Genomic DNA, 26955 nt, shown 5'->3' on the forward strand with positions numbered 1-26955 from the left:
GTTTCGGATCTAGTTTTCAGGGAGCAATCCTTGTGAGTATTGTTCTTGATTGTCAATTTGGAGAGATACCCAAGTGGCTATAAGGGGACCCTCTGCTAAGGGGTTAGACTGCGTAAGCGGTGCGAGGGTTCGAATCCCTCTCTCTCCGCCATCTTTACCTTAAGATGGACAAGCAATTAGGATTTGGTTTTTAATATGGCGGTGTAGCTCAGCTGGCTAGAGCGTACGGTTCATACCCGTGAGGTCGGGGGTTCGATCCCCTCCGCCGCTACCATATTACCCAGGAGGCTTAGCTCAGCTGGGAGAGCATCTGCCTTACAAGCAGAGGGTCGGGGGTTCGATCCCCTCAGCCTCCACCATATACGCCGGTGTAGCTCAACTGGTAGAGCAACTGACTTGTAATCAGTAGGTTGGGGGTTCAAGTCCTCTCGCCGGCACCATTAATGCCTGGAACCGTGGTGTAGTTGGCCTAACATGCCTGCCTGTCACGCAGGAGATCGCGGGTTCGAATCCCGTCGGTTCCGCCATTAATCCCAAAATTGAATAAGGCTCGGTAGCTCAGTCGGTAGAGCAGAGGACTGAAAATCCTCGTGTCGGCGGTTCGATTCCGTCCCGAGCCACCATGTAATCCTGGAGGATTAGCGAAGTGGCCAAACGCATCAGACTGTAAATCTGCTCCCGTACGGGTTCGGTGGTTCGAATCCATCATCCTCCACCAGTTTTACGAGTCATTAGCTCAGTTGGTAGAGCACCTGACTTTTAATCAGGGTGTCGAAGGTTCGAGCCCTTCATGACTCATCTTTTGAAAAAGAGTGATTGATCATTAATTTGATTAGTCACTCTTTTTTGTTATGGATAATTTGATTGTTCATGTGGAAACTCATATGTGGACCGATAAAGGCGATGCTGTCCAAGATATGATAAAATAATAGAAAAAAGCAGAGTGGTGGCGTTCATTATATGAAGCTCATACCTGATCTAAAACAACAAATCGAAGCAATTATAGGCACTACTTTAAACGAATCTGTGTTAACTATAGAAGAATGGAATCAGTTCACAATAAACTCAGTTGGTCAGGAAGCTAAACAAATGACCCTGAGTGGGACAGAGGGGACCGACGATCTTACACCTCAAGATGAAAGCTCAAATGATCCGGTTACAGATGTACGAAGTTGGACTGCAGAGGAACATGTTTATTTCAAAGTCGGTTTGAATGAGCAAGAAGGCAATGTCTTGTGTTGGAGATGTTCTGCTGACTCTGTTACGTTTGAAGTACGGCGATTAATTGAGCTGCTCATTAGCAATCATAATCGATTACTGGATGAAGAACAGCCTGTGATTTATGAAAATGATAGAGAGCAACAGCTTGCTGAATTGGGGCATTGGATTCGACAGCAGATTGAGCACCCAGCTCAGCAGGAGGCTATCCCGGATTATTTTTCGTTGGCTGGAGAATTGAAAGCAGAGAAAATCCCATTTTTGCTGCAATGTGAGACACCTGATGCTCATCGTATTCGTTCAAAGGAACTGAATAAACTGCTCGAAAGTTATTTTGGTGAAGAAATTATACTGATTCCTGTTGGGGCGCAGGAGTGGGTGTTTCTGGGTGATGAACAGATCGTTACAGGTGAAGCCGAAGAGGATACCGCTGAAGCCAGAAAGGATTTGCTGAATGCCTTTTGTCAGGGGCTATATGAGTTAGTAGCCAGTGAATGGGCAGGTGTATTTCATTTGTCTGCTTCCTTACCATGTATCCCTACAAGGCAACTATCTTCTGTCACGGCGCTCCTTCAAGAAAGTGTTCACTTGGGCCGGGCCTTCCATGTTGCACAGCACATTCATCTTCCTTGGGATTTACACCTCGAACGTTTGGTAGACAGCATTCCTGTGCAACAACGTCTTCGTTTTATACAGGAAACGGGAAAGGGCACTGTGTTGTTTAGTGATAGTGAGACACTGGCTACGCTCGAAACCTTTTTCAATCTGGATTGTAATGTCAGCGAGACGGCAAAGCGCCTCTTCATTCATCGAAATACCTTGGTATATCGCCTTGATAAGATCAAACAGGAGATTGGATATGATGTCAGAAACTTTGAAAGTGCTGTTCTGGTGCGGCTTTTACTGCTTATGTACAAAGTGACGAAAAAGCTTTGATATTTTTGTGCAGTTTGCGAATAGTCAAACATCATGCAAATGGGTTAATATAAAACTACAAAATGTATTCGATTACAAAATGATCTCTGAGGAGGCAACAATCATGGCTGGTGTACGTTTAGAGCATATTTTCAAAAAATACCCGGGTTCTGATAAAGCAACAGTAGTTGATATTAACCTGGACATTAAAGATAAAGAATTTCTGGTACTGGTAGGTCCGTCCGGTTGTGGTAAATCAACAACACTGCGTATGATCGCAGGCCTTGAGGAAATTTCTGAAGGTAAACTCTATATCGGCGACCGTGTCGTAAATGATGTTGCTCCTAAAGACCGCGATATCGCGATGGTATTCCAATCCTATGCCTTGTATCCGCATATGAGCGTATACCAAAACATGGCGTTTGGTTTGAAATTGCGTAAAGTGAAAAAAGATGAGATCGACAAACGTGTACGTGAAGCAGCTAGAATCCTGGATATCGAGCATTTGCTTGAGCGTAAACCTAAGGCTTTGTCCGGTGGTCAACGTCAGCGTGTCGCTCTGGGACGTGCGATCGTCCGTGATCCACAAGTGTTCTTGATGGATGAGCCTCTCTCCAACTTGGATGCCAAACTGCGTGGTCAAATGCGTGCTGAGATCACTAAACTTGCGAAACGTTTGGAAACAACCGTTATCTACGTAACGCATGACCAAATCGAAGCAATGACAATGGGTGATCGGATCGTTGTTATGAAGGATGGTATCATCCAACAAGCAGCTTCTCCGGAAGAACTCTACAACCACCCGGCGAACCTGTTCGTAGCTGGATTCATCGGTTCCCCGACAATGAACTTTATCTCGGGTAAACTGGCTGAGCAAGGTGCTAGCCTGCATTTCGTAGCTCCTGGTGTGGACGTTGAAATCCCACAAGGTAAAGCACAAGTGCTGAAATCAAGAGGATACATTGGCAAAGAAGTGATTCTGGGTGTTCGTCCAGAAGACATTCACGAAGAGCCGGTATTCCTGGAAGCATCCCCGAACTCTGTATTCTCTACACACGTAGACGTAACAGAGAACCTGGGTCACGAAATGCTCCTCTACTTGAGCGGTGTAGGTAATGATACTACAATCGCACGTGTAGACGGACGTTCCAACACTCGTGATGGTTCCACAGTTAAAATGGCAATTGACATGAACAAAGTTCATATCTTTGACAAAGAGACTGAAGCAAACGTTCTTCTTCAAGACTAATAGCACTGAGATTCATCGGTAACGATGGAATCTGTCAGTTAATGCAATCATACATTGTAATCTGAGCCCCTTCCGTTATTGCTGGAAGGGGCTTTTTTGATTAATGGGCGGCCATGGTTCGCGATTGCATTCAACACTGAATTCATTTAAGATTATTTGAAGGCTGGTTTTGTTTTGTAAAAACTGTAACCTGAAACAAACAAAATGAATGCGCTAATAATGGAATGGAATTGACGCTAAAATGCTGATGTACATAGAGAAGCAGCGAATGCTGAAAGGAAGAGACAAATGGCGAAAAAAGTGAAAGTATCTGAATTGGTACAGCAGTTCCAGCTTGAGGTCGTTTCCGGATCTCAAGGTTTGAAGAGAGTCATTACTGTAGATGACTTAAACCGTCCTGGCCTCGAAATGGCCGGTTATTTTGAATATCATCCACAAGAACGGGTACAGCTGCTTGGGAGAACAGAGCTGGCCTTTTTTTCAATGCTGCCTGAAGCAGAGCGTCGTGACCGGATGCAGCGCCTATGCACGGAAGAAACGCCTTGTATCTTGGTGACTCGTGGACTGGAAGTACCACAGGAACTAATCGATATCAGTGAGGAGCAGAATCTGGCCGTGCTTCGCAGCAACATGGCTACAACAATTTTATCGAGCCGTATTACCGGATTCCTGGAACGTAAGCTTGCGCCAACGGCAACGATTCATGGCGTACTGTGTGATGTGAATGGAGTCGGTATGCTAATTACGGGCAGCAGTGGTATTGGTAAGAGTGAAACGGCACTTGAATTGGTGAAGCGTGGACATCGTCTGATTGCCGATGATGCAGTTGAAATCCGGCAAACATCAGACTTCCAGCTGCACGGAACAGCACCAGAGCTCATCCGTCATCTGCTTGAGATTCGGGGAGTTGGGATCATCAACGTGATGACATTGTTTGGTGCAGGGGCTGTGCGTAATAATAAACGGATCACCCTAGTAGTGCGTCTTGAGGCTTGGCAGCAGGATAAGCAGTATGATCGCCTCGGTCTGGATGAGGAGACAACACGAATCATCGATACAGATGTACCTCTGGTAACGATTCCTGTTCGTCCGGGACGGAACTTGGCTGTAATTATTGAAGTTGCGGCGATGAACTATCGTCTTAAGCAAATGGGACTTAACGCTGCGCTGCAATTTACGAACAAGCTGACAGCAACGATTTCGGAAGACATGGAAGACATGGACTAGGAATATAGAAATGTAGGAACATATTTAATTGTTTTAAAATAAAGACCAAGTTCGTCCTGCTCTACTTCTTACGGGATTTGGAGCAGGTCCCATTTGGTCATGCATACAGATGAGTGAATTTATAGGAGTGTGAATGAATGGATACATTATTACTGTTGAACCCCATTGCGTTCTCCATCGGAGCGTTAAAGGTTCACTGGTACGGGCTTATTCTTGGTACAGCGGCACTTGTAGGTTTGCTGCTCGTGATCCGGGAAGGCAAACGGTATAACATTCCGCAGGAAGTGTTCATGGACATGGTTCTGCTTGGTGTGCCTTCTGCTATTATCGGTGCCCGCATATACTACGTGGCATTTCGGTGGGACGATTATAAGGATAATTTCTGGGATGTCTTTAAAATATGGAATGGTGGTATCGCCATATACGGCGCACTGATTGGTGCAATTATATGTGCAGTCATTTTCTTCCGTCGTAAAGGGTATAACTTCTGGCGCATGGCCGACATCTGTGCACCTGGACTGATTGTTGGACAAATGATCGGACGCTGGGGTAACTTTGTAAACCAAGAGGCCTATGGCGGTCCTGTAGAAGAATCATTTTTGAGAGACAAGCTTCATTTGCCAGACTTTATTGTAAATCAGATGAACGTGGAAGGTGTATTCCATCATCCTGCGTTTTTGTACGAATCGATGTGGAGTCTTGTTGGTTTGGTCATCTTACTCGTGCTTCGTCGTCAGAAGTTTCTGCGTGCTGGTGAGTTGTTTATGTCCTATTTTATCTGGTACTCGATTGGTCGTTTCTTTATCGAAGCGCTGCGTACCGACAGTCTGGGATTCCAGGCACCGCAATGGGTTGCCTCCATGGTTAATGGATTATGGTCCCCGATGACAGCTATGGGCTTCGAGCAAGGATATCTTGATCCGGCCTACGGTAATGTAAGAATTTCGCAGCTGCTGGCTATTGGCATCATTGTTGTTGCAATTGTCTTCATCGTTGTGAGAAGAATGACAGGCAAGGCAGATGTGCGGTATAGCGATCCGATTGTATCTTCCAAGGTTCCTTCAGAATCATCGGATGATATGGTGCATACAGGCCCAGTTGCAGGCAAAGAGGACACGGTAACTCCAGTCTCGACCAAAGAGGATCCGAAGCAAGCTGAAGAGAAAAAGGAGTAATGCAGCATGATTGACACGGTTTTGTTTGATCTGGATGGAACGATTATCGACACGAATGAGCTAATTATCAACTCTTTCCTTCATGTGATGGAGGATTTGCAATTATCAACCCCTTGGACACGTGAACAGATCATCCCACATATGGGGGGAACACTAGAGAATCAGATGCGTACGTTCTCTGGGAAAGAGGATGTTGCGGAGTATGTCAAAGGATATCGGGCGTACAACGATGTTCATCAAGAGGCGATGGTTCAGCCGTTTCCTCACGTGATTGAGGTCGTTGAAGCTCTTCATAAGGCAGGAATTGTGATGGGTGTGGTCACAACGAAGATTCGTCCATCTTCACTAAAGGTGCTGGAGCGTTTCGACCTGTTGAAATATATGAAATCGATTGTGACGGTTACCGATGTAACCCATCCCAAGCCACATGCTGAACCCGTCCTAAAAGCAATCGAGGAGTTGGGTGCAGATCCTTCCAAAACATTGATGGTGGGTGACAGCCCAGTCGATATTCAATCGGCACAGAATGCGGGCGCACTTTCGGCAGGCGTAGCCTGGTCGCTTAAGGGAGAAGCCGTATTGAGCGAATATAAACCGGATTACATTTTGCACGACATGAAGGACTTGCTTACGCTGATTGAAACGGAACGTTCATGAGAAAAGTAACCCGCTATCCCGTAGAAGGCCATAACGCACTTTGGCATATCTACAAGACCGTGAGTCCGTGGAAAGGCGTGCGCAATTTTATCTGGATTCAGTTGTCACGGTACTGCCCGATTCTATCGGTCAAGAACTGGATCTATCGTCGCATGCTCGGCATGAAGGTGGGTAAACATACGGCATTTGGACTGATGGTCATGGTGGATGTGTTCTTCCCGGAGAAAATTACGGTGGGCGAAAATTCCGTAATTGGTTACAACACCACGATCCTTGCTCACGAGTATCTCATTAAGGAGTACAGACTCGGTGAGGTGATTATCGGGGAAAATGTGCTGATCGGTGCAAATTCAACTATTCTGCCAGGTGTGACCATTGGGGACGGTGCGGTTGTAGCTGCAGGAGCAGTGGTTCATAAGGACGTAGCTCCGGGGGCTTTTGTTGGAGGGAATCCACTTCGTGATCTGTCTCGCTCGAATGCTTCAATGGAGGAGATCGTCTTAAAGGCTGATGAACCTGTTCCTGGAAATTTGGAGTAAGAAGACGCGTCATAAGAAATCAAGAACAGGTGGAAACAAAGGTATACGGGAAAAATGTAAAGGATATACCGAAAATGGATTTAAGAAATATCTAAAAAGATGGTTAACGAATATACGGAAATTAACCTGTATTGGTTCAGTCAGGGGAAGATAAAAGTTGAACTGACTGGAATAAGGAAGCTGCTGATGGCAGCTTTTTTCGTATACAAATAATTAGACTATTCTTGAGCAATGTGATCACAAATGGAGGATGCGTAACAAGTGAACCAAAGGTGCCGTATTGTTGACGATGGATGGTCATTCATGTTATCATATCCCATATCCTTTAGTTTGTTAGCACTTTACCATGTTAAAGAATTGGGATGAAAGTTAAGTATAGGTAAGCATAATTAAACATTTACGAAACACGTTTTGAAGGCTGTCTGGCAGCAACCATAAGAAATCAGGCTACAAGATAGAATGAGGATTTACACTACATAAATCCTGTTGAAATAGAACGTCTACCAATCTTAAATTACTGACTCGGGGTGAATAATACCAATGTCCAAACCAAAAGGCTTTGAGAAACCGACAGGTTTTCGTGACTATACACCACATGTGGTGACAAAGCTGCGAACAATTGAGCGAAATGTACTGGAATGCATGGAACGCTGGGGTTACCGTCAAATCATTACACCAACGATTGAATACTACGATACCGTAGGTGTAGCGAGCTCCACATCGGATCGCAAGTTGTTTAAATTATTGAACAGTCGCGGGACTACGTTGGTGCTAAGATCGGATCTGACAGCGCCAATTGCACGAGTGGTTTCTTCTTTGTTAAAGGATGAAGAGCTTCCGCTGCGTCTTTCCTATCATGCGAATGTGTTTCGTTCTATAGAAGAGGAAGCGGGACGTGAGGCGGAATTTTTCCAAACGGGTGTAGAGCTTGTTGGTGATGATTCGCCTGAGGCAGATGCAGAAGTTGTAGCACTTGCAATTGCTTCTTTGCAGGCAGCGGGTGTGTCTTCCTTTAAAATTGCGATGGGTCATATGGGATTTCTGAACGGGTTACTGGAAGAAGTCATTCCAGGGCAAACGGTACAACAGGAGCAGTTGAAAGAAGGATTGCTGGGACGCGATTATGTCGGCTATCGCCAATCCATTGAAGCATTGAATCTGGAACCGAAACTGAAGGAGCAGCTTGAAGCCATTTTGCGTCTGCGTGGCGGTAAAGAAGTATGTACACACGCAGCAGAGCTGAGTTCAAGTACTGAAGCAGCAAAATCGATTGCACATTTATGTGCGGTATTTGAAGTGTTGGAAGCGTACGGTGTTTCCGAACATGTGTTGATTGATCTAACGATGATTGGTGATTTCTCGTATTATACGGGCATGACGTTTGAAGGGTATGCGGGTGAACTCGGATCCCCGGTATGCAGCGGCGGACGATATGACAATCTGTTACAGCAGTTTGGCCGTTCACTTCCAGCTACAGGGTTTGCGCTCAAAACGAACCGGATTATCGATGGTGTTCATGGAATTACAATGGAAGAGAAGAAGCCTGTACTTATTCAATATAACTCGGAACGCCGGGCTGAGGCTCTAACGGAGGCCGCGCGACTACGCAGTATCGGTCAGAATGTAGTAACGCAACTTCTTCCTAGAGATGGAACAGAGGCAAGTACGAATACTGGTGCTCTAACAGGCAATAAGTCAATCCAGGCTGAGCAGGTTATCACATACGGATCTGAAAATGGAGGGGGACGCTGAGATGTCGGATATATTGAAGGTTGCCATGCCGAAGGGCCGAATCTATAAGAAAGCCTCCAAATTGTTCCGTGAGGCCGGGCTTGATATTCCCGTTGATGTAGATGATACACGCAAACTGGTGATTGAAGTGCCGGAAGCGGGGATGGAGTTCATCATGGCGAAACCTGTGGACGTGCCTACCTATGTGGAATATGGAGTAGCGGACATTGGGATTGTTGGCAAAGACGTTCTGCTTGAGGAAAATCGGGACGTGTACGAATTGTTGAACCTGGGAATCGCGCAGTGCCGTATGTCTGTTATTGGACTACCCGACTGGACGCCTGGCATTCAGCAGCGGGTGGCAACAAAATATCCGAGAATCGCTTCCCAATATTTTCGTGAACAGGGACAGCAGGTAGAAGTCATCAAACTGAACGGTTCCATCGAACTGGCGCCCTTGATTGGTCTGGCTGACCGGATTGTCGATCTGGTAGAGACCGGACAGACGTTACGGGAGAACGGACTCGTTGAGATGACGGGCATCCTGGATATCACGAGCCGCCTTATCGCGAATCGGGTAAGCTATCGGATGAAGAACGCACGGATTCAGGCATTATGCGATGCTCTCCAACAGGTCATTCCAGCATCGAATGAATTGTCGGCGGGTATAGTTCGAGGTTAAACCATAGATAAGCAAGGAATGTATGGTTTTAATGAACGGGAAATATAGAAACGGAAATAACCAAAGAATGAAACGACAGAAGCAAGTAATGAGAAACAATAGGAACGAATCTGCACATACATGACAGGGATTACGTAATACAGGGGATAAGGAGGTTGTACGCATGAAAATTATACCTGCACGGGAATTTGATCTGAAGCGGGAAGTGGAGTACGGTACACCGGAGCAAAATGAAACGGTACGGCGCATTGTCGGCGACATTCGCCGGGAAGGAGATGCGGCACTGCTGCGTTACACAGAGCAGCTGGACCGCACGAAGCTGACGGCCGCAGAGCTGCGCGTGCCGCAGGAAGAGCTGCAGGCGGCTTATGCAGCCGTAGAGCCTTCCTTCGTGACGGCGATTCGGCAAGCCGCCGCTAACATTCGTGCTTTTCATGAGAAGCAGAAGCGCAACTCATGGATGGATTGGCAGCCGGACGGCAGTCTGCTGGGCCAGGTGATCCGACCGCTGAAGCGGGTCGGTGTCTATGTACCTGGCGGCAAAGCAGCATATCCATCGTCGGTGCTGATGAATGTAATTCCGGCACAGGTGGCTGGCGTGCCGGAGATTGTTCTGGTGACGCCGCCGTCAACGAACGGAGGCGAAGGCATTAACCCGTACATTCTCGTGGCTGCTGCGGAAGCAGGCGTGAGCGAGATGTACCGGGTTGGCGGCGCTCAGGCGATCGCCGCCCTCGCTTACGGCACGGAGAGTATTGCCCCGGTCGACAAGATCTGTGGACCGGGCAATATTTACGTGGCGCTCGCGAAGCGCGAGGTGTACGGTGCGGTCGATATCGACAGTATCGCCGGGCCGAGTGAGATTGTGGTGCTCGCCGATGATACGGCGAATCCGGTGTATGTCGCCGCAGACCTGTTGTCGCAGGCGGAACATGACGAGATGGCATCGGCCATTCTCGTCACGACCTCGGCCATGCTGGCGGAAGCCGTGCAGGCCGAAGTGCGGCAGCAGCTGGAAGTGCTGCCGCGGCGCGATATCGCTGCTGCTTCCGTGGAGCAGTATGGCGCGATTATTGTGGTCGATTCCATTGATGAGGGAATCGATGTGGTGAACCGGCTCGCACCGGAGCATCTGGAGATCATGGTGCAGGAGCCCATGGCTTATGCTGGCCGGATCGAGAATGCCGGAGCGATTTTCCTCGGCCCGTATAGCTCGGAGCCGGTAGGGGATTATTTTGCGGGACCGAATCATATTATTCCGACCAATGGAACGGCCCGATTCAGTTCACCTGTGGACGTGGATGATTTTATCAAAAAATCGAGTTTGATCTATTACAGCAAGGAAGCGTTGCTCCAAAACGGAGCGGCTATTATAGAGCTGGCCCGGCATGAAGGGCTCGAAGGACACGCCCGTGCGATCGCTGTACGGTTAGAACAGGAAGGAAAGGCGGAATCGGATAATGGATAAGCAGAATAATGGTTTGGACCTTCAGAAAAAGGGGGCTGTACGTCAGGCAGAGGTAGACCGCAAGACAAATGAAACGAACATTCAGCTTGCTTTTGCCGTAGATGGAACGGGGCAATCCGAGATTGAAACGGACGTACCTTTCCTCAATCATATGCTAGACCTGTTCACGAAGCATGGACAATTCGATCTGAACGTACAGGCGCGCGGCGATGTTGATATTGATGACCATCACACGGTGGAGGATATCGGGATCTGTCTGGGGCAGACACTTCGTGAAGCGTTGGGAGACAAGCGCGGAATCAAACGTTATGCCAGTGTATTTGTGCCGATGGATGAGGCTCTCGCTCAGGTTGTGATTGATGTGAGCAACCGACCTCACTTCGAGTACCGTGCAGAGTACCCATCCCAGCAAGTGGGCAGCTTTTCGACCGAACTGGTGCATGAGTTTCTGTGGAAATTAGCGCTGGAAGCTCGGATTACATTGCACGTTATTGTGCACTACGGGCAAAATACACATCACATGATCGAAGCGATCTTCAAAGCACTGGGTCGTGCACTGGATGAGGCGACAACAATTGATCCACGTGTAACGGGTGTGCCTTCCACGAAGGGAGTGCTGTAGACGATGGCGATTGCAATTGTCGATTACGGTATGGGGAACCTGCACAGCGTCGGCAAAGCGGTCGAACGTCTTGGCTACGAAGCGCTGGTCACAGGTGATCGGGATGCTATTCTTGGTGCAGATGGTGTGATTCTGCCAGGTGTAGGTGCGTTTGGCGATGCCATGGTGCACTTGCGGGAAAATGGTTTGGACGCTGTGGTGAAGGAAGCTGCAGCTGGAGCCAAACCACTGCTCGGGATCTGTCTGGGCATGCAGTTGTTGTTCAGCTCAAGTGAGGAGCATGGCGAGCATGAAGGACTTAACATTTTGCCGGGTCAAGTGGTGCGATTCACACCGGGAGAATTAAAGGTTCCACATATGGGTTGGAATCGATTGCAGTTCCTGCATCCGGAAAACCCGCTACTCGCGGGGCTTGAGGCAGGTCATGTCTATTTTGTCCATTCATACCATGCACGTACGGAAGTAGAGAGCGATCTATTGGCAGTAACGGATTACGGACATCCGGTTACGGCGATTGTTGGCAGAGGCTCCAATTTCGGCATGCAGTTCCACCCGGAGAAGAGCGGAGAGCTGGGGATGAAGCTGCTTGGAAACTTCCTGGCATTGACTGGATCGAAGGCGTAATATCACTCGTAATCATATGATTTTTTAATTTCATCCTTATAGAATAATACGTAGCTAAACTTATATAAAATCTAATCTATATAAATTGAACTAAACATTTACACGATAACGGAGAGGACAGAAATAACCTGAAGAAGCGGAGCGTTCGCCTTTATCCCCGGATTTTCCCCTTTAAATAAGGGATTCAAAAAAAATCTGGGGATAACAGCGATCGGAAGGTTGTTCTGTCATCGGAGTGGCAAGTGTAAATATTCTTTAGTTTCAATTTATATAGAGACAAATATGAATATATTCAGGAGGCCTTGTATGTCATCTTTTATCATATATCCGGCAATTGATATCCGGGACGGCAAATGTGTAAGACTGGTGCAGGGAGATTACAATCAGGAGACGGTATATAACGATGACCCGGTTCAAGTTGCTCTTTCCTGGGAGAAGCAAGGTGGTACATACGTTCATCTGGTCGATCTGGACGGTGCAAAAGCAGGTCATCCGGTGAATGATGAACTGATCGGACGTATTGCTTCAGCTGTGAACGTGCCTGTTCAGGTAGGTGGTGGTCTTCGTACAGTGGCTGATGTGGAGCGTTTGCTGGGTCTTGGCGTGAGTCGCCTTATAATCGGAACAGCGGCTATCGAGGATCGCGCTTTTACTGAAGAAGTACTGGGACGATATGGAGACAAAGTAGCGATTGGTATCGATGCACGCAATGGGTATGTGGCGACACGCGGCTGGCTTGAGACATCGGAAGTTCAGGCTGAGGTGTTGGCGAAGGAACTAGCGGCATTTGGTGCGGAAACCTTTATCTTCACGGACATCTCCCGTGATGGCATGATGCAGGGTCCTAACGTGGAAGCGATTGTGTCTCTTGCGAAGGCGAGTGGTCGTACGGTGATTGCTTCCGGGGGAGTTAGTGTCATGGATGATCTGCTTCGTTTAAGCAAACATGCGGAAGATGGTGTCGGAGGAGCAATCGTGGGCAAAGCGCTGTATACGGGCAGCATCGATCTGTCCGAAGCAGTTCGTGCGGTAAATAAATAATAGCGATACTATATAGGCTCAAATAAACATTTGCACGATAACGGAGAGGACAGAAATAACCTGAAGAAGTGAAACGTTCGCCTGAAAGCTCTCTGAAAGAAAGCTGCATCGGAAGCATACGCTATCCCCGGAGTTTCCCTTTAAAAAAGGATCAAAAAATCTGGGGATAACAGCGATCGTAAGGTTGTTCTGTCATCGGAGTGGCTAGTGTGAATGTTCTATAGTTGAACTTATACAGGTATGCGATAATCGGAGAGAGAGGAAGAGGAGCATGCTGGCAAAAAGAATCATTCCTTGTCTGGACGTGAAGGACGGCCGGGTCGTCAAAGGCGTTAACTTCGTCAATCTCCGCGATGCGGGTGATCCGGTAGAGCTGGCGGCGCTGTATGACCGCGAGGGCGCGGATGAACTGGTATTTCTCGATATCTCCGCTTCGGTGGAAGGCCGCGAGACGATGGAAGAAGTAGTGCGGCAGACCGCAGGCGAGATCGCTATTCCTTTTACCGTGGGTGGAGGCATTTCCAAGGTGGAAGACATGAAGCGCATTCTACGTGCAGGAGCGGATAAAATTGCTGTAAATACGGCAGCCGTTCTTAATCCTCAGCTGATTGCAGATGGGGCGCGCCGCTTTGGTTCCCAGTGTATCGTCGTAGCAATAGACGCCAAGTATAATGAGGCTTGGGGCGAGTGGGAGGTTTATACGCATGGTGGACGGAAACCTTCAGGGATCAAGGCACTGGAATGGGTTAAGCAGGCGGAGACATTAGGTGCTGGAGAAATTCTGCTGACAAGCATGGACGCGGATGGAACGAAGGACGGATTCGATCTGAAGCTGACATCAGCGGTATCCGAATCGGTACGTATTCCGGTGATTGCTTCGGGTGGTGCGGGCAAGGAATCGCATTTCTATGATGTGTTCACGACAGGTAAAGCGGATGCAGGTCTGGCGGCAACGATATTCCATTATAAAGAAATCGCCGTTCCGGCGTTAAAACAACATTTGAGAGAGCAAGGGGTGGAGATCCGTGACTAACGTAAGCAATGAGATCAAGGAGCAATTATCCTTGGAGCAGGTTGTGGAGCACATTCGTTGGAGCGACGGATTGGTACCTGCCATTGTGCAGGATGCTGAGACGCGTCAAGTTCTGATGATGGCTTATATGAATCGGGAATCCCTGAAATTATCGCTGGAATCCGGTGAAACGTGGTTCTGGTCGCGTTCGCGTCAAGAGCTGTGGCACAAGGGCGCAACTTCAGGCAACGTACAGACGATTACTTCATTGAAATACGATTGTGATGGTGACACCTTGCTCGTTGAGGTAAAGCCAAATGGACCTGCTTGCCACACCGGAGCAGTAACGTGTTTCCATAATGAAATCGTGGGCTTGCCAGAGCAATCCACCGCCGCGGTCTCAAGTGAATCGGGTACAACAACTGCAAGTTCCAGCTCGGAAGGTCGTTTCGAAGTACTGGCTGAACTGGAATCCGTAATTGCAGAGCGTGAACGCGAGCGCCCGGAAGGCGCATATACGACGTACCTGTTTGATAAGGGCGTGGATAAGATTTTGAAAAAAATCGGTGAAGAAGCGTCCGAGACGATCATCGCCGCCAAAAATAAAGACAATGACGAGCTTCGCCTTGAGGTCAGTGACCTGATGTATCACTTGCTCGTACTGTTGCAAGAGCGCAAGCTACCGCTGGATGACATCATGTCAGAGCTGAGCCGTCGCCACGAGCGGCCTCGCCGCGATTAGGAGGCGAACCTGTGCGCATAGATTATCATACACACCATGAGCGGTGTGGTCATGCTGTTGGCAAGCTGGAGGCTTATGTGCAGCGTGGGGTGGAAATTGGCCTATCTCAGATTGGGTTGTCGGATCACATGCCATTGCTGCATGTAGATCCCGCTCAATATTATCCCGAGATGGCTATGCCTATGGACGAGCTGCCGCGTTATGTGGAAGAGTGTTTTTCTCTGAAGGAGCGATACCGTGGCCAGATTGATGTGCGTGTCGGCCTCGAAGGCGACTATATTGAAGGCTGGGAGACAGAAATTCGGGCCATTATCGAGCGGTACCCCTGGGACTATGTGATTGGATCGATTCACTTTCTCGGGGAATGGGACATTACGGATTTTCGCCAGACCCATCATTGGGAAGGCAAAGACGTACTGGAAGTTTACCGTCAGTACTATGATGCCGTGAGCAAAGCGGCAGCTACAGGAATGTACGATATTATGGGCCATGCGGATGTCATCAAGCGCTTTGGCTTCGCTCCGGCACCAGAGCAGACGGAAGAGCGGGTAGCTTTGGAAAATGCAGCGCTGCAAGGCATTGCAAAGAGTGGCTGCGCTATGGAGCTCAATGCATCAGGATTATCGAAACCATGTGCAGAGATGTTCCCCGGTCGCCGAATGCTAACTAAGGCTATTCAATTGGGGATTCCGCTCACGCTTGGCTCCGATGCACATGATCCGTTGAAGCTTGGCGATTACCTGCCTGAAGCCGAGGCGCTCCTGCGCGAGCTGGGCTGTACGGAGGTAGCTGTTTTTGAAGGTCGTCAGCGCTCGTTCCTTTCTTTAAATGTATAGAGCAGTGGAGTATAATGAGGGTAGGAAATAACCTTTTAGATAAGGATTATATAGGGACTTCAACCCTCGGGAGGGCATTATGCAGCATTCGTTACGTATTTTTTCCGGTTCATCGAACCCTAAGCTGGCAGAACAGGTATGCGACAAGCTGGGCGTACAACTAGGCAAGATCAAACTGTCCCGGTTCAAGAGCGGAGAAATATACGTTCACTACGAAGAGACGATCCGCAACTGTGATGTGTTTCTGATTCAATCATTATCTCATCCGATTAATGAGTTGTTCGTTGAATTGCTCGTCATGATTGATGCAGCCAAAAGGGCTTCTGCCCGTACGGTAAATATTATTGTTCCCTACTACGGATATGCCCGTCAGGAACGTAAGTCTGCTCCGCGTGAGCCGATCTCGGCCAAGATGGTTGCAGATGTGTTAACTACGGCTGGAGCAAACCGGGTAGTAACCATTGATCTGCATGCAGCAGCAATTCAGGGATTCTTTAATATTCCAGTGGACCATATGACATCCTTGGATCTCATTAGTGATTATTTGTTGAGTAAAGGCATTGAAAATCCGGTGGTTGTCTCCCCTGATGCGGGACGAGCATCGATGGCGGAGAAACTGGCGAACCGTCTGGATTCCCCTTTTGCCATTATGATCAAGAAGCGGCCAAGCCATAACGAATCAATCATTACACACGTCATTGGGGATGTGGAGGGTCGAACTCCGATTATTATTGAGGATCTGATCGATACCGGAACGACAATTCTGAATGTTGTTGAAGGGTTGAAGGAGCGTGGCTCCAAAAACGTATATGTATGCGCAACACATGGTCTGTTCTCGGATGGGGCGCTAAGTAAGCTCAATCATCCCTCTATAGCCGAGGTGGTGGTTACAGACTCCATCGCACTGCCTGATGATCATCCCGAATGCTTCAAAGTGTTGCCTGTAGCTCCAATGCTTGCTCGTGCTATTCGCATCATTGTGGATGGTGGGTCTATGGCTACGCTGTTCAAAGATTCAGGGATTTAACTATGATGCACAGACATGTGCGAATCCAGGTTTACTGTACCGTGTTGGAGTAGTTTGCTGCTCAGCACGGTTTTTGTTTTTTTATGATCATGGATGAGGGCAAGGATTCAGCTGTGAAAAGAGCGAGGAGACAATCGATTCCTGCTTTGCTGCCTGAAGGCTTGTGCTATAATAACTTAAAATTAGTTCTATGGCTGCGTGCTGTTAGGGTGACTCAATCCCAGAGATGTGACGGATGTAATGAACAGTAGAACCACGGCAATATACACTGGTGTCGTGGAGTGAGGAGTGGGGTCTATTGTCCCGGACTTGGTATTATCGGCTACTATTTTCTTATTTTCCTATTTTCTTTCTTACCATGACCGTACTCATTTTTATCGCTTTTGTTTTCATTAATGACATCTCCAGGGAAGAAACAAGGAAAGCAGATCGCATCTCCTCCAGTTATTTGGCGGACAGTCTGGACCGGACGCTCCGGGATATTGAGCTTTCGTTGATGGAAGCGGTGCAGAGTGAACAGGCCTACAAGTACTATTTCAATAGCCAGAATCAGGTGGGCAAAGAGACCGAGTATAGCATTGCACAGAGTTTACGTGAGTTGACGAGTTCCAACCCTTGGATCCAATCGATTTATTTATATGACAAGAAAAATGAAAGCGTTTTAACGTCAAGCGGATCCAAGGATATAGACAGCTTTTCAGACAAGGCGTGGATCAACCAAATGGAGTCCGGTTCTATTGCTTCAGGCTGGCAGCCTGTCAGGGAATACGATGCGGGGGTTAATCAGCGTACGCCTATTCGAGTGTTGACGGTAGATAAAGACATGCCCCTGCCATTTGGTTCGGATGGGGTGCTTGTCATTAATATCAAGATGAGCAGTATTGAGCAGAGTATTGACAGTATGGTCAATGGACAGCTTTCCTTCATGAGCATTCTTGACCGTAACGGTCAGGTTCTATACGATGCGCATTCAGATCGTGAAGGTGCCGTAGAAGGACAAGAGCTGAACACCCTTTCGCTGGAACGGTTGGGGTGGACGATCTCCAGTGGAATCAAGAAAGGAAACCTGTATGGCTGGGTCTCGGTCGTGTCCTATGTGTGGGTGGCCATTGCGGTTGTAACAGTCATCTGCGCTATTTTCTATATCATCTATATTACTCGTCGTAATTATAAGCCTATTCAGATCATTATGAACCGGATTGAGGCTCATCAGATTCGGGTGCTGGAACAATCCGGCTCTCGTACCGATGAGATGAAATTGATTGACGGCGTGTTGGAAAACCTGATCAACCATATGATGGATTCGGACAAAAAGAGCAGGGAAAACGTGTTACTGCAACGCAGCAAACTTTTTAACGATCTGCTGAATGGAGAAAATCTGGATCATGCGGTAGAACGATTGAAGGATCTTTCCCCGTTAACTGGTATGGATACTTCGTCATGCTTCGCTGTTGTGGTTGGCGAAATCAACCGTTATGAGAAGGGCTTCCAGGAACAGTTCACGAGAGGTGAGCAGAATACGCTTAAATTTGCGCTAATGAACGTTCTGCAAGAGCTCTCACGCAATGCAGATATGCAATGCTGGACGGAATGGGTGAGCTCGGATCAGATTGCAATCCTTTTCCTGTCCACAGACAGCAGTGTGGATATGACAGAGCAGATTCGCCTGGTTGCAGAGGAATGCCGATCTTGGGTTGAGCAGAATCTGCGTATATCCTTGAGTTTCGGTATCGGACCGATTGCAGAGGGTATCAAGGCCATTCGTGAATCATACGTGGCGGCTGAGACTGTGATGCACCGCAGATTACTGAGAGACGGGGATGTGGCACTGGCCGGGTATGGAGAAACTCAGCAGCAGCTGCTTGATACCTATACTTATCTGCAGATGATTGCTGATTTTGTTAAACGGTTTCGGATGTCGAGCAGTCAGTGGCGTGATCAGCTGGAGGAGATTTTCGCGGCTTTTGAACGTGATAAGCTGCCGGATGATGAGATTCACTCCTTGATTCAGGCGATGCTGCAGATGCTCAGCCGTGAAGTAGCGGTCATGTCTGAACAGCTGCAGGAGAAATTATCGGAGGAAAACATTAACAAGTGGTTAATGCTGATGAAAGAAGCGGAGACACTTGAAGGTGTTAAGGACATTCTTTTTGATGACCTCACGGATCTGTTCAGAACTTATGTGTCGGTAACTGAAACCAAGAGCTACAAAGCGATGGTCAATGAAATGAGAAACTATATTGAAGAACAGTTTGCGAATCCAGATCTTTCGCTGAAACATCTGAGTGATCGATTCCAGATTACCGGCAAACATGCGAGTTATTTGTTCAAGACAGAGTTCAATATGAAGTTTGTAGACTTCCTTACAGAATTGCGGATGAAGGAAACGGAGCGGCTGCTCAAGAATACGGATCTTTCGTTACAGGACATCGCCCAGAAGGTGGGCTACGCCAATGGGATTACTTTGGGACGAGTATTTAAGCGGGTTGCGGGTATTACACCAGGTGACTATCGCCGTTTGAAACGTGAACATCACGAAACAGAGTCATAAACCATAGGCTCATGCTGCGAATTAAATCTCTAAGCACGGGTGGACTTCATGCAGGTGTATCTCTCAAGAGGCGCCATGCAGAAGTTCGCCTTTTTGCTGCTGGTGTAAGCCTGGAATCCGACCGGAGCCTGCGTTTATGCAAGAAGCCCCTGATTTACTCCTGTTTGTGGCCCCTTTACGAAAATCGTCAGTCTGCGAAAATCGTCGCTAGGGATAAACCATTATCCTTATGTAAGCGTTTCCGAAACAGGTTTATTGCCAGCGTACGGAAAGATGTGGAATACTCTGGGCAAGCTTTAAACATTCACGCAAAGCCAAAGGGGATGACAAAATGACAGGAAAAGCAACCAAAGGCAATCTTAAGAAATGGATGGGATTAGCACTTACGATGGTAATGGGAGTATCTCTACTTGCTGGATGCTCATCTGCATCAGATCAAGAGACAGCAGAGGGCGGCGCATCGGGCAAGGGTGAGCGCGTTACCTTGAAAGTCGAGGTTTTTGATCGTGGTAACAGCCCTTCACCGTATACGATTACCAACAACTATATGACTAAATGGATTCAGGAACAGTTTGGTGATCCAAATAACATTGATGTGCAATTTGTACCGGTTCAGCGTTCGGAGGAAACGACGAAGCTCAATGTGTTGATGGCTAGCGCCAGCGACGTTCCGGATATTGTATTTGTGTATGACTCGAGTGTGTTCTATCGCTATGCCCAGCAGGGCGGACTTACAGACGTAGGTGAGCTTATTAATGAGCATGGACCTAACCTGAAAGAATATTTGGGTGAAGACTTGTTGAAGTTTGGTCAGCTTGAAGGTCAGCAATTCGCCATTCCGGGTAAACGTGCCATTACTGCCCGTTATAATTCTTATATCCGCCAGGATTGGCTAGACAAAGTTGGAATGAAGGCTCCAACGACAACGGATGAGCTCTACGAGACGCTAAAAGCATTTAAAGAGAAAGATCCGGGTAATCTGGGAAGCAAAAACATCCCAATGGGTATGGCACTTGCGCCAGCTCAGTATGAGACACTGATTTATTCGTTTATCAAGCCGATTCAGGATGGACTGACGTACAGTCAACGATACGAATTACCGTTGCATGAAGGCTTTAAGGACGCGATGCAGTTCCTTAACAAATTATACAATGAAGGTCTGATCAGCAAAGATTTCAGTCTTGATGAAGAGAAAACTCAATTGGTTAAGGACTTCCAAAACGGCAACATCGGTTACATGTCGGAAGATGTAGGTCAGATTCTGTACGCAGACGGTATGCTGGATAATTTGTACAAAAACGTGCCGGGTAGCAAAGTTGCAGCAATCGACGCTTATACAAACGCCAATGTTGACAATAAATATATCAAATCACGTTACGGTAGCAACGGAATGTATATCATGATTCCAAAGAGCAGCAAACGAGCTGTAGAAGCAGTGAAATATTTGGATTGGATGGCTTCTGGAAATAATCTGCTTGATATGTACAGCGGCGTCGAAGGTGAAAATTACGAGATGGTCGATGGAATTCCAGTTGTCAAAAATGACGCAACACAGGAAATGAAGGATCGCATCTACAATTCCGGTGATATGGCTATTATTGCCAATGGCAAAGTGATCGGAGACCAGGAAGTAAATGAAGCAGCATGGATCGCGGGCTTCCCGGAGAATAATCAGGAATTGATGAGACAATCCATTAACATTGCTAATACCGACACCATCGGTCCGATCGTTTTTAGCAAACCAATTGCAGCGGAATCCAAATATGGGACGGCGCTGAATGATAAGCTAAAAGTGATTATCGTAAAAACGGCGATGGCTAAGCCTGCGGAATTTGAAGCTGTTTATGAAAAGGAAATGAATGATTTCATGTCGCTCGGTGGCACAGAATTGAAGAAAGAGCTTGAAGAAGCACTTCAGTAAGTAATCGTTACCCAATAAATAATCCTTACACATCATGGCTCCAAATAAGATACACATGTTACCGCATAACTTTGGAAGGGACGTGTGCCGCTGGTTTGTGCGGCACAGCCGTTTCTTTGTTGATAGGAGGAAACCGACTTGACGATCACATACTTGAAAAGGTATTGGCAATTGTATGCACTGATCTCACTGCCCCTGATCTACTTTTTGATCTTTCGCTACGGACCGATGTACGGTGTTCAGATCGCCTTTAAAGACTTCAACCTGTTTCAGGGCATTAACGGTAGTGAGTGGATCGGTTTCGATGCTTTCCGTGAGGTATTTGGGATGCGTGACTTCTACACGACACTACGCAATACCTTTATGCTGAATTTTCTTGATCTGATTGTTTCGTTCCCTGCACCTATTATATTGGCAATCATGCTCTATGAAGTTCGATTTAAATGGTTTAAAAAAATATCGCAGACGATTCTGTACATTCCTCACTTTATTTCATGGGTGATCATCGGGGGGATTGTATACCAATTGTTTGGTAATCAATCGGGTATGGTTAACGGTGTGCTGGAGAGCATGGGGTTAAATTCGATACCATTTTTGACAGAGAAGAATCCTTGGCTTGTGACGTACCTGTTCACAGGTGTCTGGCAAAGTGCAGGATGGGGAACCATTCTATATCTGGCCGCATTAACCGGCGTGAACAAGGAATTGTTTGAAGCGGCTGAGATTGATGGAGCATCACGGCTGAAGAGAATCTGGCATATTACGTTGCCGAGCATCAAACCTACCATCGTGACCTTGCTTATTCTCAATCTTGGACATATGGTCAGTATCGGTTTTGATCGGCCTTATATTATCGGTAACACGGCTGTGCGTGAATATTCCGATGTACTCAGTACCTTTGTATACAGAGTTGGTCTTGAATCAGGACAATACACACTAGCAACCGTCGTTGGTTTGTTCCAGGCCGTTGTGGGACTTATCTTTGTGCTCGGCTCTAACTATATTTCAAAAAAAGCAACCGGTGAAGGTATTTTGTAGGTTATTAAAGAATGAAAGATACGCCAATCGGCTTGTTTGTATAGACCATCAGTAAAGGAGCTGTGTGCATATGAGTGAACGCACCTCAAACCGGATTTTTGATATCGTTAATATCTCCTTTATCATTTTGTTTGTTATATTTTGTCTGGCTCCGTTTCTGCACACGATTGCAATATCGCTCAGTTCGAACCGGGCGATTACGTCAGGTGAAGTGACCATATTCCCCAAAGAAATCAATTGGGATGCATATATTCAGGTGTTTTCTGATCAATCGATGCTCTATTCACTGGGCTTCACAACGGTTCTGACTGTCGTGACCACAGTGCTGTGCATGCTGTTCACACTTGCAGCTGCATATCCGTTAACCAAGAAAAAACTGAAAGGGCGCAAGCTCTTTATGTATGTCATCATTATTACGATGTTTTTCAGTGGCGGGATGATACCTGAGTACTTGCTCATTCGTGATCTCAATTTGCTTAATTCGGTCTGGGCATTGATTCTGCCTGGTCTGGTGAGTCCGTTTAACCTAATTATCCTGATTTCGTTCTTCAGAGGCATACCGGAAAGTTTGGAGGAGTCGGCAGAGATTGACGGCAGTTCACATGTACACACGCTCTTTAAAATTATATTGCCACTATCCATGCCTGTATTGGCTACGTTGGCCCTTTTCTATGCGGTTGGACGCTGGAATGGATTCCAGGATTCCCTTTTGTATATTAATGACCCTCAGCTATATCCCTTACAGCTCAAGCTCTTCCAAATGGTACAAAACAATATGGTGAGCGAACTTACGCTGATGGAGGGTGCTAATCGCGCTCCATTAACCCCGGAGAGCCTCAAGGCTGCCACCGTCGTTTTTGCGACTGTACCCATTCTTCTCGTCTATCCGTGGCTGCAAAAGTATTTTGTTAGCGGTGCCATGCTTGGGGCAGTCAAGGGTTGATGATAACGATGTAAATGCATTTGTTTGGAGGGACTAGACATGTACAAACAACTGGTGGACAGTAATGACAGAGCAGTTCAGAAAGGGATTACCCGGCAAGTACTTGACCCGGAGAGCCGCTATTATGGAGGAACGATTGATCCCTATACAGGTATAGCTTGGGTCAACCACACGACCGGAACGCCTACGGACATGTGTTACTGGGGAGCGGCGCTTGTTAATCCCGATTCGATTTATTTCCAAGACAATGAATTGCTTGATCGCCTGCTTCTGGCATCGGAGTACGTACTCCGTAACCAGCATGAAGATGGCTCCATCTCCCCCGGCTGGACCAATTCCCATTCTCCGCCAGATACAGCATTTGTCGTCGTGGGATATGCTCAGTTGTATCAACTTCTTCAGCAGCAGGACTGGGAGCCATTGCAGCCTGTGCTGAACAATATGCGCCTGTTTCTGGAACGAACTGTTCCGGTCATGTTAACCGGGGGCTGTCATACCCCGAACCATCGCTGGGTGCTGTGCGCGGCGCTCGGTTTCCTGCATCAATTGTTTGACCTGGAGGAAGCGGTGCAGCGTGCAGAGCAGTGGCTGGCTGAGGGTATGGATATTACGCCTGACGGGGAATGGACTGAACGAAGCAACGGAATCTACAGCGCGGTTAGCGACATCATGTTGATTCATGCGGCGCGTCTGTTAAATCGTCCTGAGTTGTTGGAACCGGTGAGGCTCAATCTGCGCATGATGGTATATCTAGTACATCCAACCGGTGAGGTTGTTACGGATTACTCAGGTCGCCAGGATCTGGGGAGCGTGCATGATCTATCACCGTATTATTTGCCGTATGCCATTTTGGCCCGGCTGGACGGAGATCCGATCTTTGCCGGCATGGCTGAATGGGCAGGAGAAATGTTAACAGATCCCGGCGTCTGCTCGGTCAATGCGCTCGTTCGGCTACTGCTGGAGCCTGAGCTTCAGCAGGCAGGTAAGGCACGTGATCATTTGCCTGAGCTGTACGAGATCATACTGAACGAACAATTTGTGCGAGAGAATTATTTGCAGCGAATGGAATCGGCAGGTCATCATGGACGGATCTCGCACAGCCGGTTGCACACGGACTTTGGCGCACCTGTAGCACGTATTCGGTCCGGTAATACAAGCGCGACCGTAATGACGGAGGTGCCTTCATTTTTTGCCCTTCGTCATGGTGCGGTACGTCTGCTGGCTGTTCAGTTGGCCTCCTATTTTAATCCAGGGTATGTGCCGATGCAGCACATGTCTCGATTGCCAGCAGGTTATAGTCTAACGGGCGAGCAGAAGAAGGGTTACTATGGTCCGATCCCTGATAGCCAACTGCCTGAGACGGCGAGAACAGCCATCAGTCCGTGGTATTTGTTACCCCATCAGAGTCGAGCGCTCACCCACGAGCAGACATTCCGTGTACAGACGGAAGTATTACCAACCGAAAATGGCTGGACACTGAAACTGGCGGGAGAGCAGCCGGAGCAGATCATGGTGCAGCTGTCTTTCGTGTTCGGAAGCGAGGGCGAGCTTTCCCATGGGGAATTGCTTGAGACGAATGAGGGCCATTACCTGTGGAAGAGCGGCACATTACGATATTCCTGTGGAGATGACTGGATTGAGCTGACCGGAGGCGAGGTGGGGCATTTGGCGGCAACCGTACGTGAGGCGAAGCTGCCTGATAAGTGTAAGGTTGTGCTGGTTAACTTTATGACCCCTTTCCACAAGAAGGTTCATATCTCCCTTTCGCCATCCATGGCATTAAAGCTGTAATTCTGATGAATCTCTTTTAGTAAGTAAAAGTCCATGAAGCAAAAAGATGACATTTCATTCGAAAGGAGTGAGGGGTGTCATCTTTTTTGCGCATTTTTGGCATAAACGACATGAAACTACATATTGAGAAGTGGGCCTTAAGATGTGGTATACTGGAGAGTATGAATGAAAGCAAAGAGGAGGTGCCTTGGAAGATGAAGGGCAAGCTACTGCGGGCTGAGGGACACCTTGCCAATGTTATACCGATTCACTTGGATGCTTCTTTCTTTTTTGAGAGAGCTGTCCGCTCGCTGGACCGTAATCACGTCGACAAGGCATTAAAATATTTTCGTAAAGCTGTTGAATATGAACCGGAAAATCCGGTGAATCATTGTAATATGGCGGGTATATTATCAGAGAAGGGGGATTACGAGGCTTCGAATGCCGTTCTTGCGCATGTGCTCGACGTGGTAGATCCGTCCATGACGGAATGTTATTTCTATATGGCGAACAATTATGCGAATATGGATCGGTTTGAAGAAGCTGAGCAAGCGCTTGTTACGTATTTGGAGGAGGATACCCAGGGTCAGTTTATGACGGAAGCCGAAGAGATGATGGAGCTTCTGTACTATGAGCTGGATCGACCAGCCAAACTGAACCGGATCAAATCACGTAAAGGTGTCGTTGAACACGATCAGGCGCGGGAATTGTTGGAACAAGGGAAGTTTGCACAGGCAGCTGAGCTGCTGGAAGGCATGGCACCCGATTATCCTGATTATTTGGCTGCTCGCAACAACTTGGCGCTTGCCTATTATTATATGGGGCTGTTTCCCAAAGCGAAAGAGACGATTGCCGAAGTACTGGAGCAGGAGCCTGGTAATTTGCATGCATTGTGTAATCTCGCAATCTTTCACCAGAACGAGAATCGAGCTGACCAAGTGCTGCTTCTGATCAAAAAATTACGAGTCATCGTGCCTTTCCAGCACGAACAGGTCTACAAACTGGCTACCACGATGGGTATCCTGGGTCAACATGATACGGCTTATGTACATTTCCGTCGCCTGTTGAAGGATGAAGAAACCGCTGCAGACCCGGCTCTCGCACATTATGCAGCAGTCGCTGCTTATAATACGGAACGTTACGATTCAGCTGAACGTCTGTGGCGTCACGTGGGCAAGCTGGACCCGGGTTCGGAAGTATCCCGGTACTATCTGTCGGGACTTGAGGCTGTGAGACAGGGAGAAAAAGATCCGGAAAAACTAAGTTATCACTATCATCTGCCATTTGACGAGCAATTCAGACAATGGGAGAACTATGGCAACGGCATACCTGAAGAGATGAAAAACGATCCCTTGATCCGCTCCTCTTTCTTCTGGGCGTTGCGACATGGGGATCGGGCTACCAAGCTTCAGGTCATTCATGCTCTTGGCATGATTGGAGATTATGAGGTGCAGCAGGCACTGCAATCCTTTATCCAGGAACCGGGTGAAGATCAGGAGCTGGTGGAAGCCGCTCGTTCTGTACTCCATGGTCTTGATTCAGAAGAAGCTAAACAGGATGATTCTCCTGTTCTACTACCGTTAACTGCGTTGAGCAAACGCACCATTCCGAAGATGGAGTCGATGACGGAACAAACGGAGACAAAACCATCTTCGCATTGGCAGGCGGTCGTGGACCGTGCGTTACAGATGTCCGAAGCCAAAGCCGAATTGCAGCAAGAAATGGAACGGCTGTGGACCGACTATGTATCTCGCGTACACCCGGAGGTGCCTGGCACGAAGCAAATTGAAGGCTTGGCAGCGGGGTTGGAATATTTGGCGGCCAAGATTCATAGTCGTCCAGTGACCTACCAAAGCATAGCCGATCGATATGGCATATCAGCTGCCACAGTCAGCAAATATGCACGGCAAATTAACAAAGTATGCAACTCCAACCCACCGATCTTGTAAATGTTCCTTGAAACCTCG

At 47.7% G+C, this 26955-nt stretch carries 22 protein-coding genes and 8 tRNA genes; all 30 read left to right on the top strand.

The window, feature by feature from the left end; translation table 11 throughout:
• Window positions 1-59 precede the first annotated feature (59 nt).
• The 30 genes from P364_RS0132125 to P364_RS0132275 all read left to right on the top strand — a co-directional run bounded on the left by P364_RS0132125 (window position 60) and on the right by P364_RS0132275 (window position 26937).
• Window positions 60-151: transfer RNA gene (locus tag P364_RS0132125), tRNA-Ser, on the top strand.
• Window positions 152-197: 46 nt separating this feature from the next.
• Window positions 198-274 (top strand) — tRNA-Met (locus tag P364_RS0132130).
• Between the two features lie 9 nt (window positions 275-283).
• Window positions 284-359, top strand: a tRNA-Val gene (locus P364_RS0132135).
• Between the two features lie 5 nt (window positions 360-364).
• Window positions 365-440: transfer RNA gene (locus P364_RS0132140), tRNA-Thr, on the top strand.
• A gap of 9 nt (window positions 441-449) precedes the next feature.
• Window positions 450-527, top strand: a tRNA-Asp gene (locus P364_RS0132145).
• A gap of 20 nt (window positions 528-547) precedes the next feature.
• Window positions 548-623: transfer RNA gene (locus tag P364_RS0132150), tRNA-Phe, on the top strand.
• A gap of 9 nt (window positions 624-632) precedes the next feature.
• Window positions 633-718 (top strand) — tRNA-Tyr (locus P364_RS0132155).
• A 7-nt stretch (window positions 719-725) separates the two neighbouring features.
• Window positions 726-798: transfer RNA gene (locus P364_RS0132160), tRNA-Lys, on the top strand.
• A 162-nt stretch (window positions 799-960) separates the two neighbouring features.
• Window positions 961-2154: a PucR family transcriptional regulator gene (locus P364_RS35810; RefSeq protein WP_236642178.1), complete on the top strand. Its 1194-nt coding sequence runs from the start codon at window positions 961-963 to the stop codon at window positions 2152-2154.
• Window positions 2155-2257: 103 nt separating this feature from the next.
• Complete coding sequence (locus P364_RS0132170; RefSeq protein WP_024634104.1) at window positions 2258-3382, top strand: ABC transporter ATP-binding protein; 1125 nt, start codon at window positions 2258-2260, stop codon at window positions 3380-3382.
• Window positions 3383-3670: 288 nt separating this feature from the next.
• Window positions 3671-4609 carry an HPr(Ser) kinase/phosphatase gene (gene hprK / locus P364_RS0132175; protein WP_024634105.1) on the top strand — a complete coding sequence of 313 codons (939 nt, stop codon included), beginning with the start codon at window positions 3671-3673 and terminating at the stop codon, window positions 4607-4609.
• 137 nt (window positions 4610-4746) lie between these two features.
• Complete coding sequence (gene lgt, locus P364_RS0132180; RefSeq protein WP_024634106.1) at window positions 4747-5784, top strand: prolipoprotein diacylglyceryl transferase; 1038 nt, start codon at window positions 4747-4749, stop codon at window positions 5782-5784.
• A 6-nt stretch (window positions 5785-5790) separates the two neighbouring features.
• The gene (gene ppaX / locus P364_RS0132185; protein ID WP_024634107.1) at window positions 5791-6441 is read left to right on the top strand and encodes a pyrophosphatase PpaX; all 651 of its coding nucleotides are present in this window, start codon (window positions 5791-5793) and stop codon (window positions 6439-6441) included.
• The gene (locus tag P364_RS0132190; protein WP_024634108.1) at window positions 6438-6980 is read left to right on the top strand and encodes an acyltransferase; all 543 of its coding nucleotides are present in this window, start codon (window positions 6438-6440) and stop codon (window positions 6978-6980) included. Before ppaX ends, P364_RS0132190 begins: the two co-directional genes overlap by 4 nt.
• A gap of 540 nt (window positions 6981-7520) precedes the next feature.
• Window positions 7521-8732, top strand: coding sequence for an ATP phosphoribosyltransferase regulatory subunit (locus P364_RS0132200; RefSeq protein WP_024634109.1), 1212 nt, complete (start codon window positions 7521-7523; stop codon window positions 8730-8732).
• 1 nt (window position 8733) lies between these two features.
• Window positions 8734-9393 (top strand): ATP phosphoribosyltransferase, encoded by a 660-nt coding sequence (hisG, locus tag P364_RS0132205; RefSeq protein WP_024634110.1) that lies wholly within the window; start codon window positions 8734-8736, stop codon window positions 9391-9393.
• Window positions 9394-9556: 163 nt separating this feature from the next.
• Window positions 9557-10861: a histidinol dehydrogenase gene (hisD, locus tag P364_RS0132210; RefSeq protein WP_024634111.1), complete on the top strand. Its 1305-nt coding sequence runs from the start codon at window positions 9557-9559 to the stop codon at window positions 10859-10861.
• The gene (hisB, locus tag P364_RS0132215; RefSeq protein WP_024634112.1) at window positions 10854-11483 is read left to right on the top strand and encodes an imidazoleglycerol-phosphate dehydratase HisB; all 630 of its coding nucleotides are present in this window, start codon (window positions 10854-10856) and stop codon (window positions 11481-11483) included. The genes hisD and hisB overlap by 8 nt, the downstream gene beginning before the upstream one ends.
• A 3-nt stretch (window positions 11484-11486) precedes the next feature.
• Window positions 11487-12107, top strand: coding sequence for an imidazole glycerol phosphate synthase subunit HisH (gene hisH, locus P364_RS0132220; RefSeq protein ID WP_024634113.1), 621 nt, complete (start codon window positions 11487-11489; stop codon window positions 12105-12107).
• A gap of 306 nt (window positions 12108-12413) precedes the next feature.
• A complete protein-coding gene (hisA, locus tag P364_RS0132225; protein WP_024634114.1) occupies window positions 12414-13148 on the top strand; it encodes a 1-(5-phosphoribosyl)-5-[(5-phosphoribosylamino)methylideneamino]imidazole-4-carboxamide isomerase in 735 nt (244 codons plus the stop codon).
• Window positions 13149-13419: 271 nt separating this feature from the next.
• Window positions 13420-14181, top strand: a complete 762-nt coding sequence (hisF, locus tag P364_RS0132230) for an imidazole glycerol phosphate synthase subunit HisF (RefSeq protein WP_024634115.1) — start codon at window positions 13420-13422, stop codon at window positions 14179-14181.
• Window positions 14174-14902: a bifunctional phosphoribosyl-AMP cyclohydrolase/phosphoribosyl-ATP diphosphatase HisIE gene (gene hisIE, locus P364_RS0132235; protein WP_024634116.1), complete on the top strand. Its 729-nt coding sequence runs from the start codon at window positions 14174-14176 to the stop codon at window positions 14900-14902. Before hisF ends, hisIE begins: the two co-directional genes overlap by 8 nt.
• Before the next feature lie 11 nt (window positions 14903-14913).
• Entirely contained in the window at window positions 14914-15738 is an 825-nt protein-coding gene (hisJ, locus tag P364_RS0132240) for a histidinol-phosphatase HisJ (RefSeq protein ID WP_024634117.1), read from the top strand.
• Between the two features lie 79 nt (window positions 15739-15817).
• Entirely contained in the window at window positions 15818-16765 is a 948-nt protein-coding gene (locus P364_RS0132245; RefSeq protein ID WP_024634118.1) for a ribose-phosphate diphosphokinase, read from the top strand.
• Between the two features lie 298 nt (window positions 16766-17063).
• Entirely contained in the window at window positions 17064-19316 is a 2253-nt protein-coding gene (locus P364_RS0132250; protein ID WP_024634119.1) for a helix-turn-helix domain-containing protein, read from the top strand.
• Window positions 19317-19647: 331 nt separating this feature from the next.
• Window positions 19648-21237 (top strand): extracellular solute-binding protein, encoded by a 1590-nt coding sequence (locus P364_RS0132255; RefSeq protein ID WP_024634120.1) that lies wholly within the window; start codon window positions 19648-19650, stop codon window positions 21235-21237.
• Window positions 21238-21375: 138 nt separating this feature from the next.
• The gene (locus P364_RS0132260; RefSeq protein WP_024634121.1) at window positions 21376-22275 is read left to right on the top strand and encodes an ABC transporter permease; all 900 of its coding nucleotides are present in this window, start codon (window positions 21376-21378) and stop codon (window positions 22273-22275) included.
• Window positions 22276-22345: 70 nt separating this feature from the next.
• Window positions 22346-23218 (top strand): carbohydrate ABC transporter permease, encoded by an 873-nt coding sequence (locus P364_RS0132265; RefSeq protein WP_024634122.1) that lies wholly within the window; start codon window positions 22346-22348, stop codon window positions 23216-23218.
• Window positions 23219-23257: 39 nt separating this feature from the next.
• Window positions 23258-25009, top strand: coding sequence for a hypothetical protein (locus P364_RS0132270; RefSeq protein ID WP_024634123.1), 1752 nt, complete (start codon window positions 23258-23260; stop codon window positions 25007-25009).
• Window positions 25010-25203: 194 nt separating this feature from the next.
• Window positions 25204-26937, top strand: a complete 1734-nt coding sequence (locus P364_RS0132275) for a tetratricopeptide repeat protein (RefSeq protein ID WP_024634124.1) — start codon at window positions 25204-25206, stop codon at window positions 26935-26937.
• The last annotated feature ends 18 nt before the right edge of the window (window positions 26938-26955 follow it).

It is taken from the genome of Paenibacillus sp. MAEPY2 (assembly GCF_000499205.1).
In the GTDB taxonomy this organism is placed as follows: Bacteria; Bacillota; Bacilli; order Paenibacillales; family Paenibacillaceae; genus Paenibacillus; species Paenibacillus vandeheii.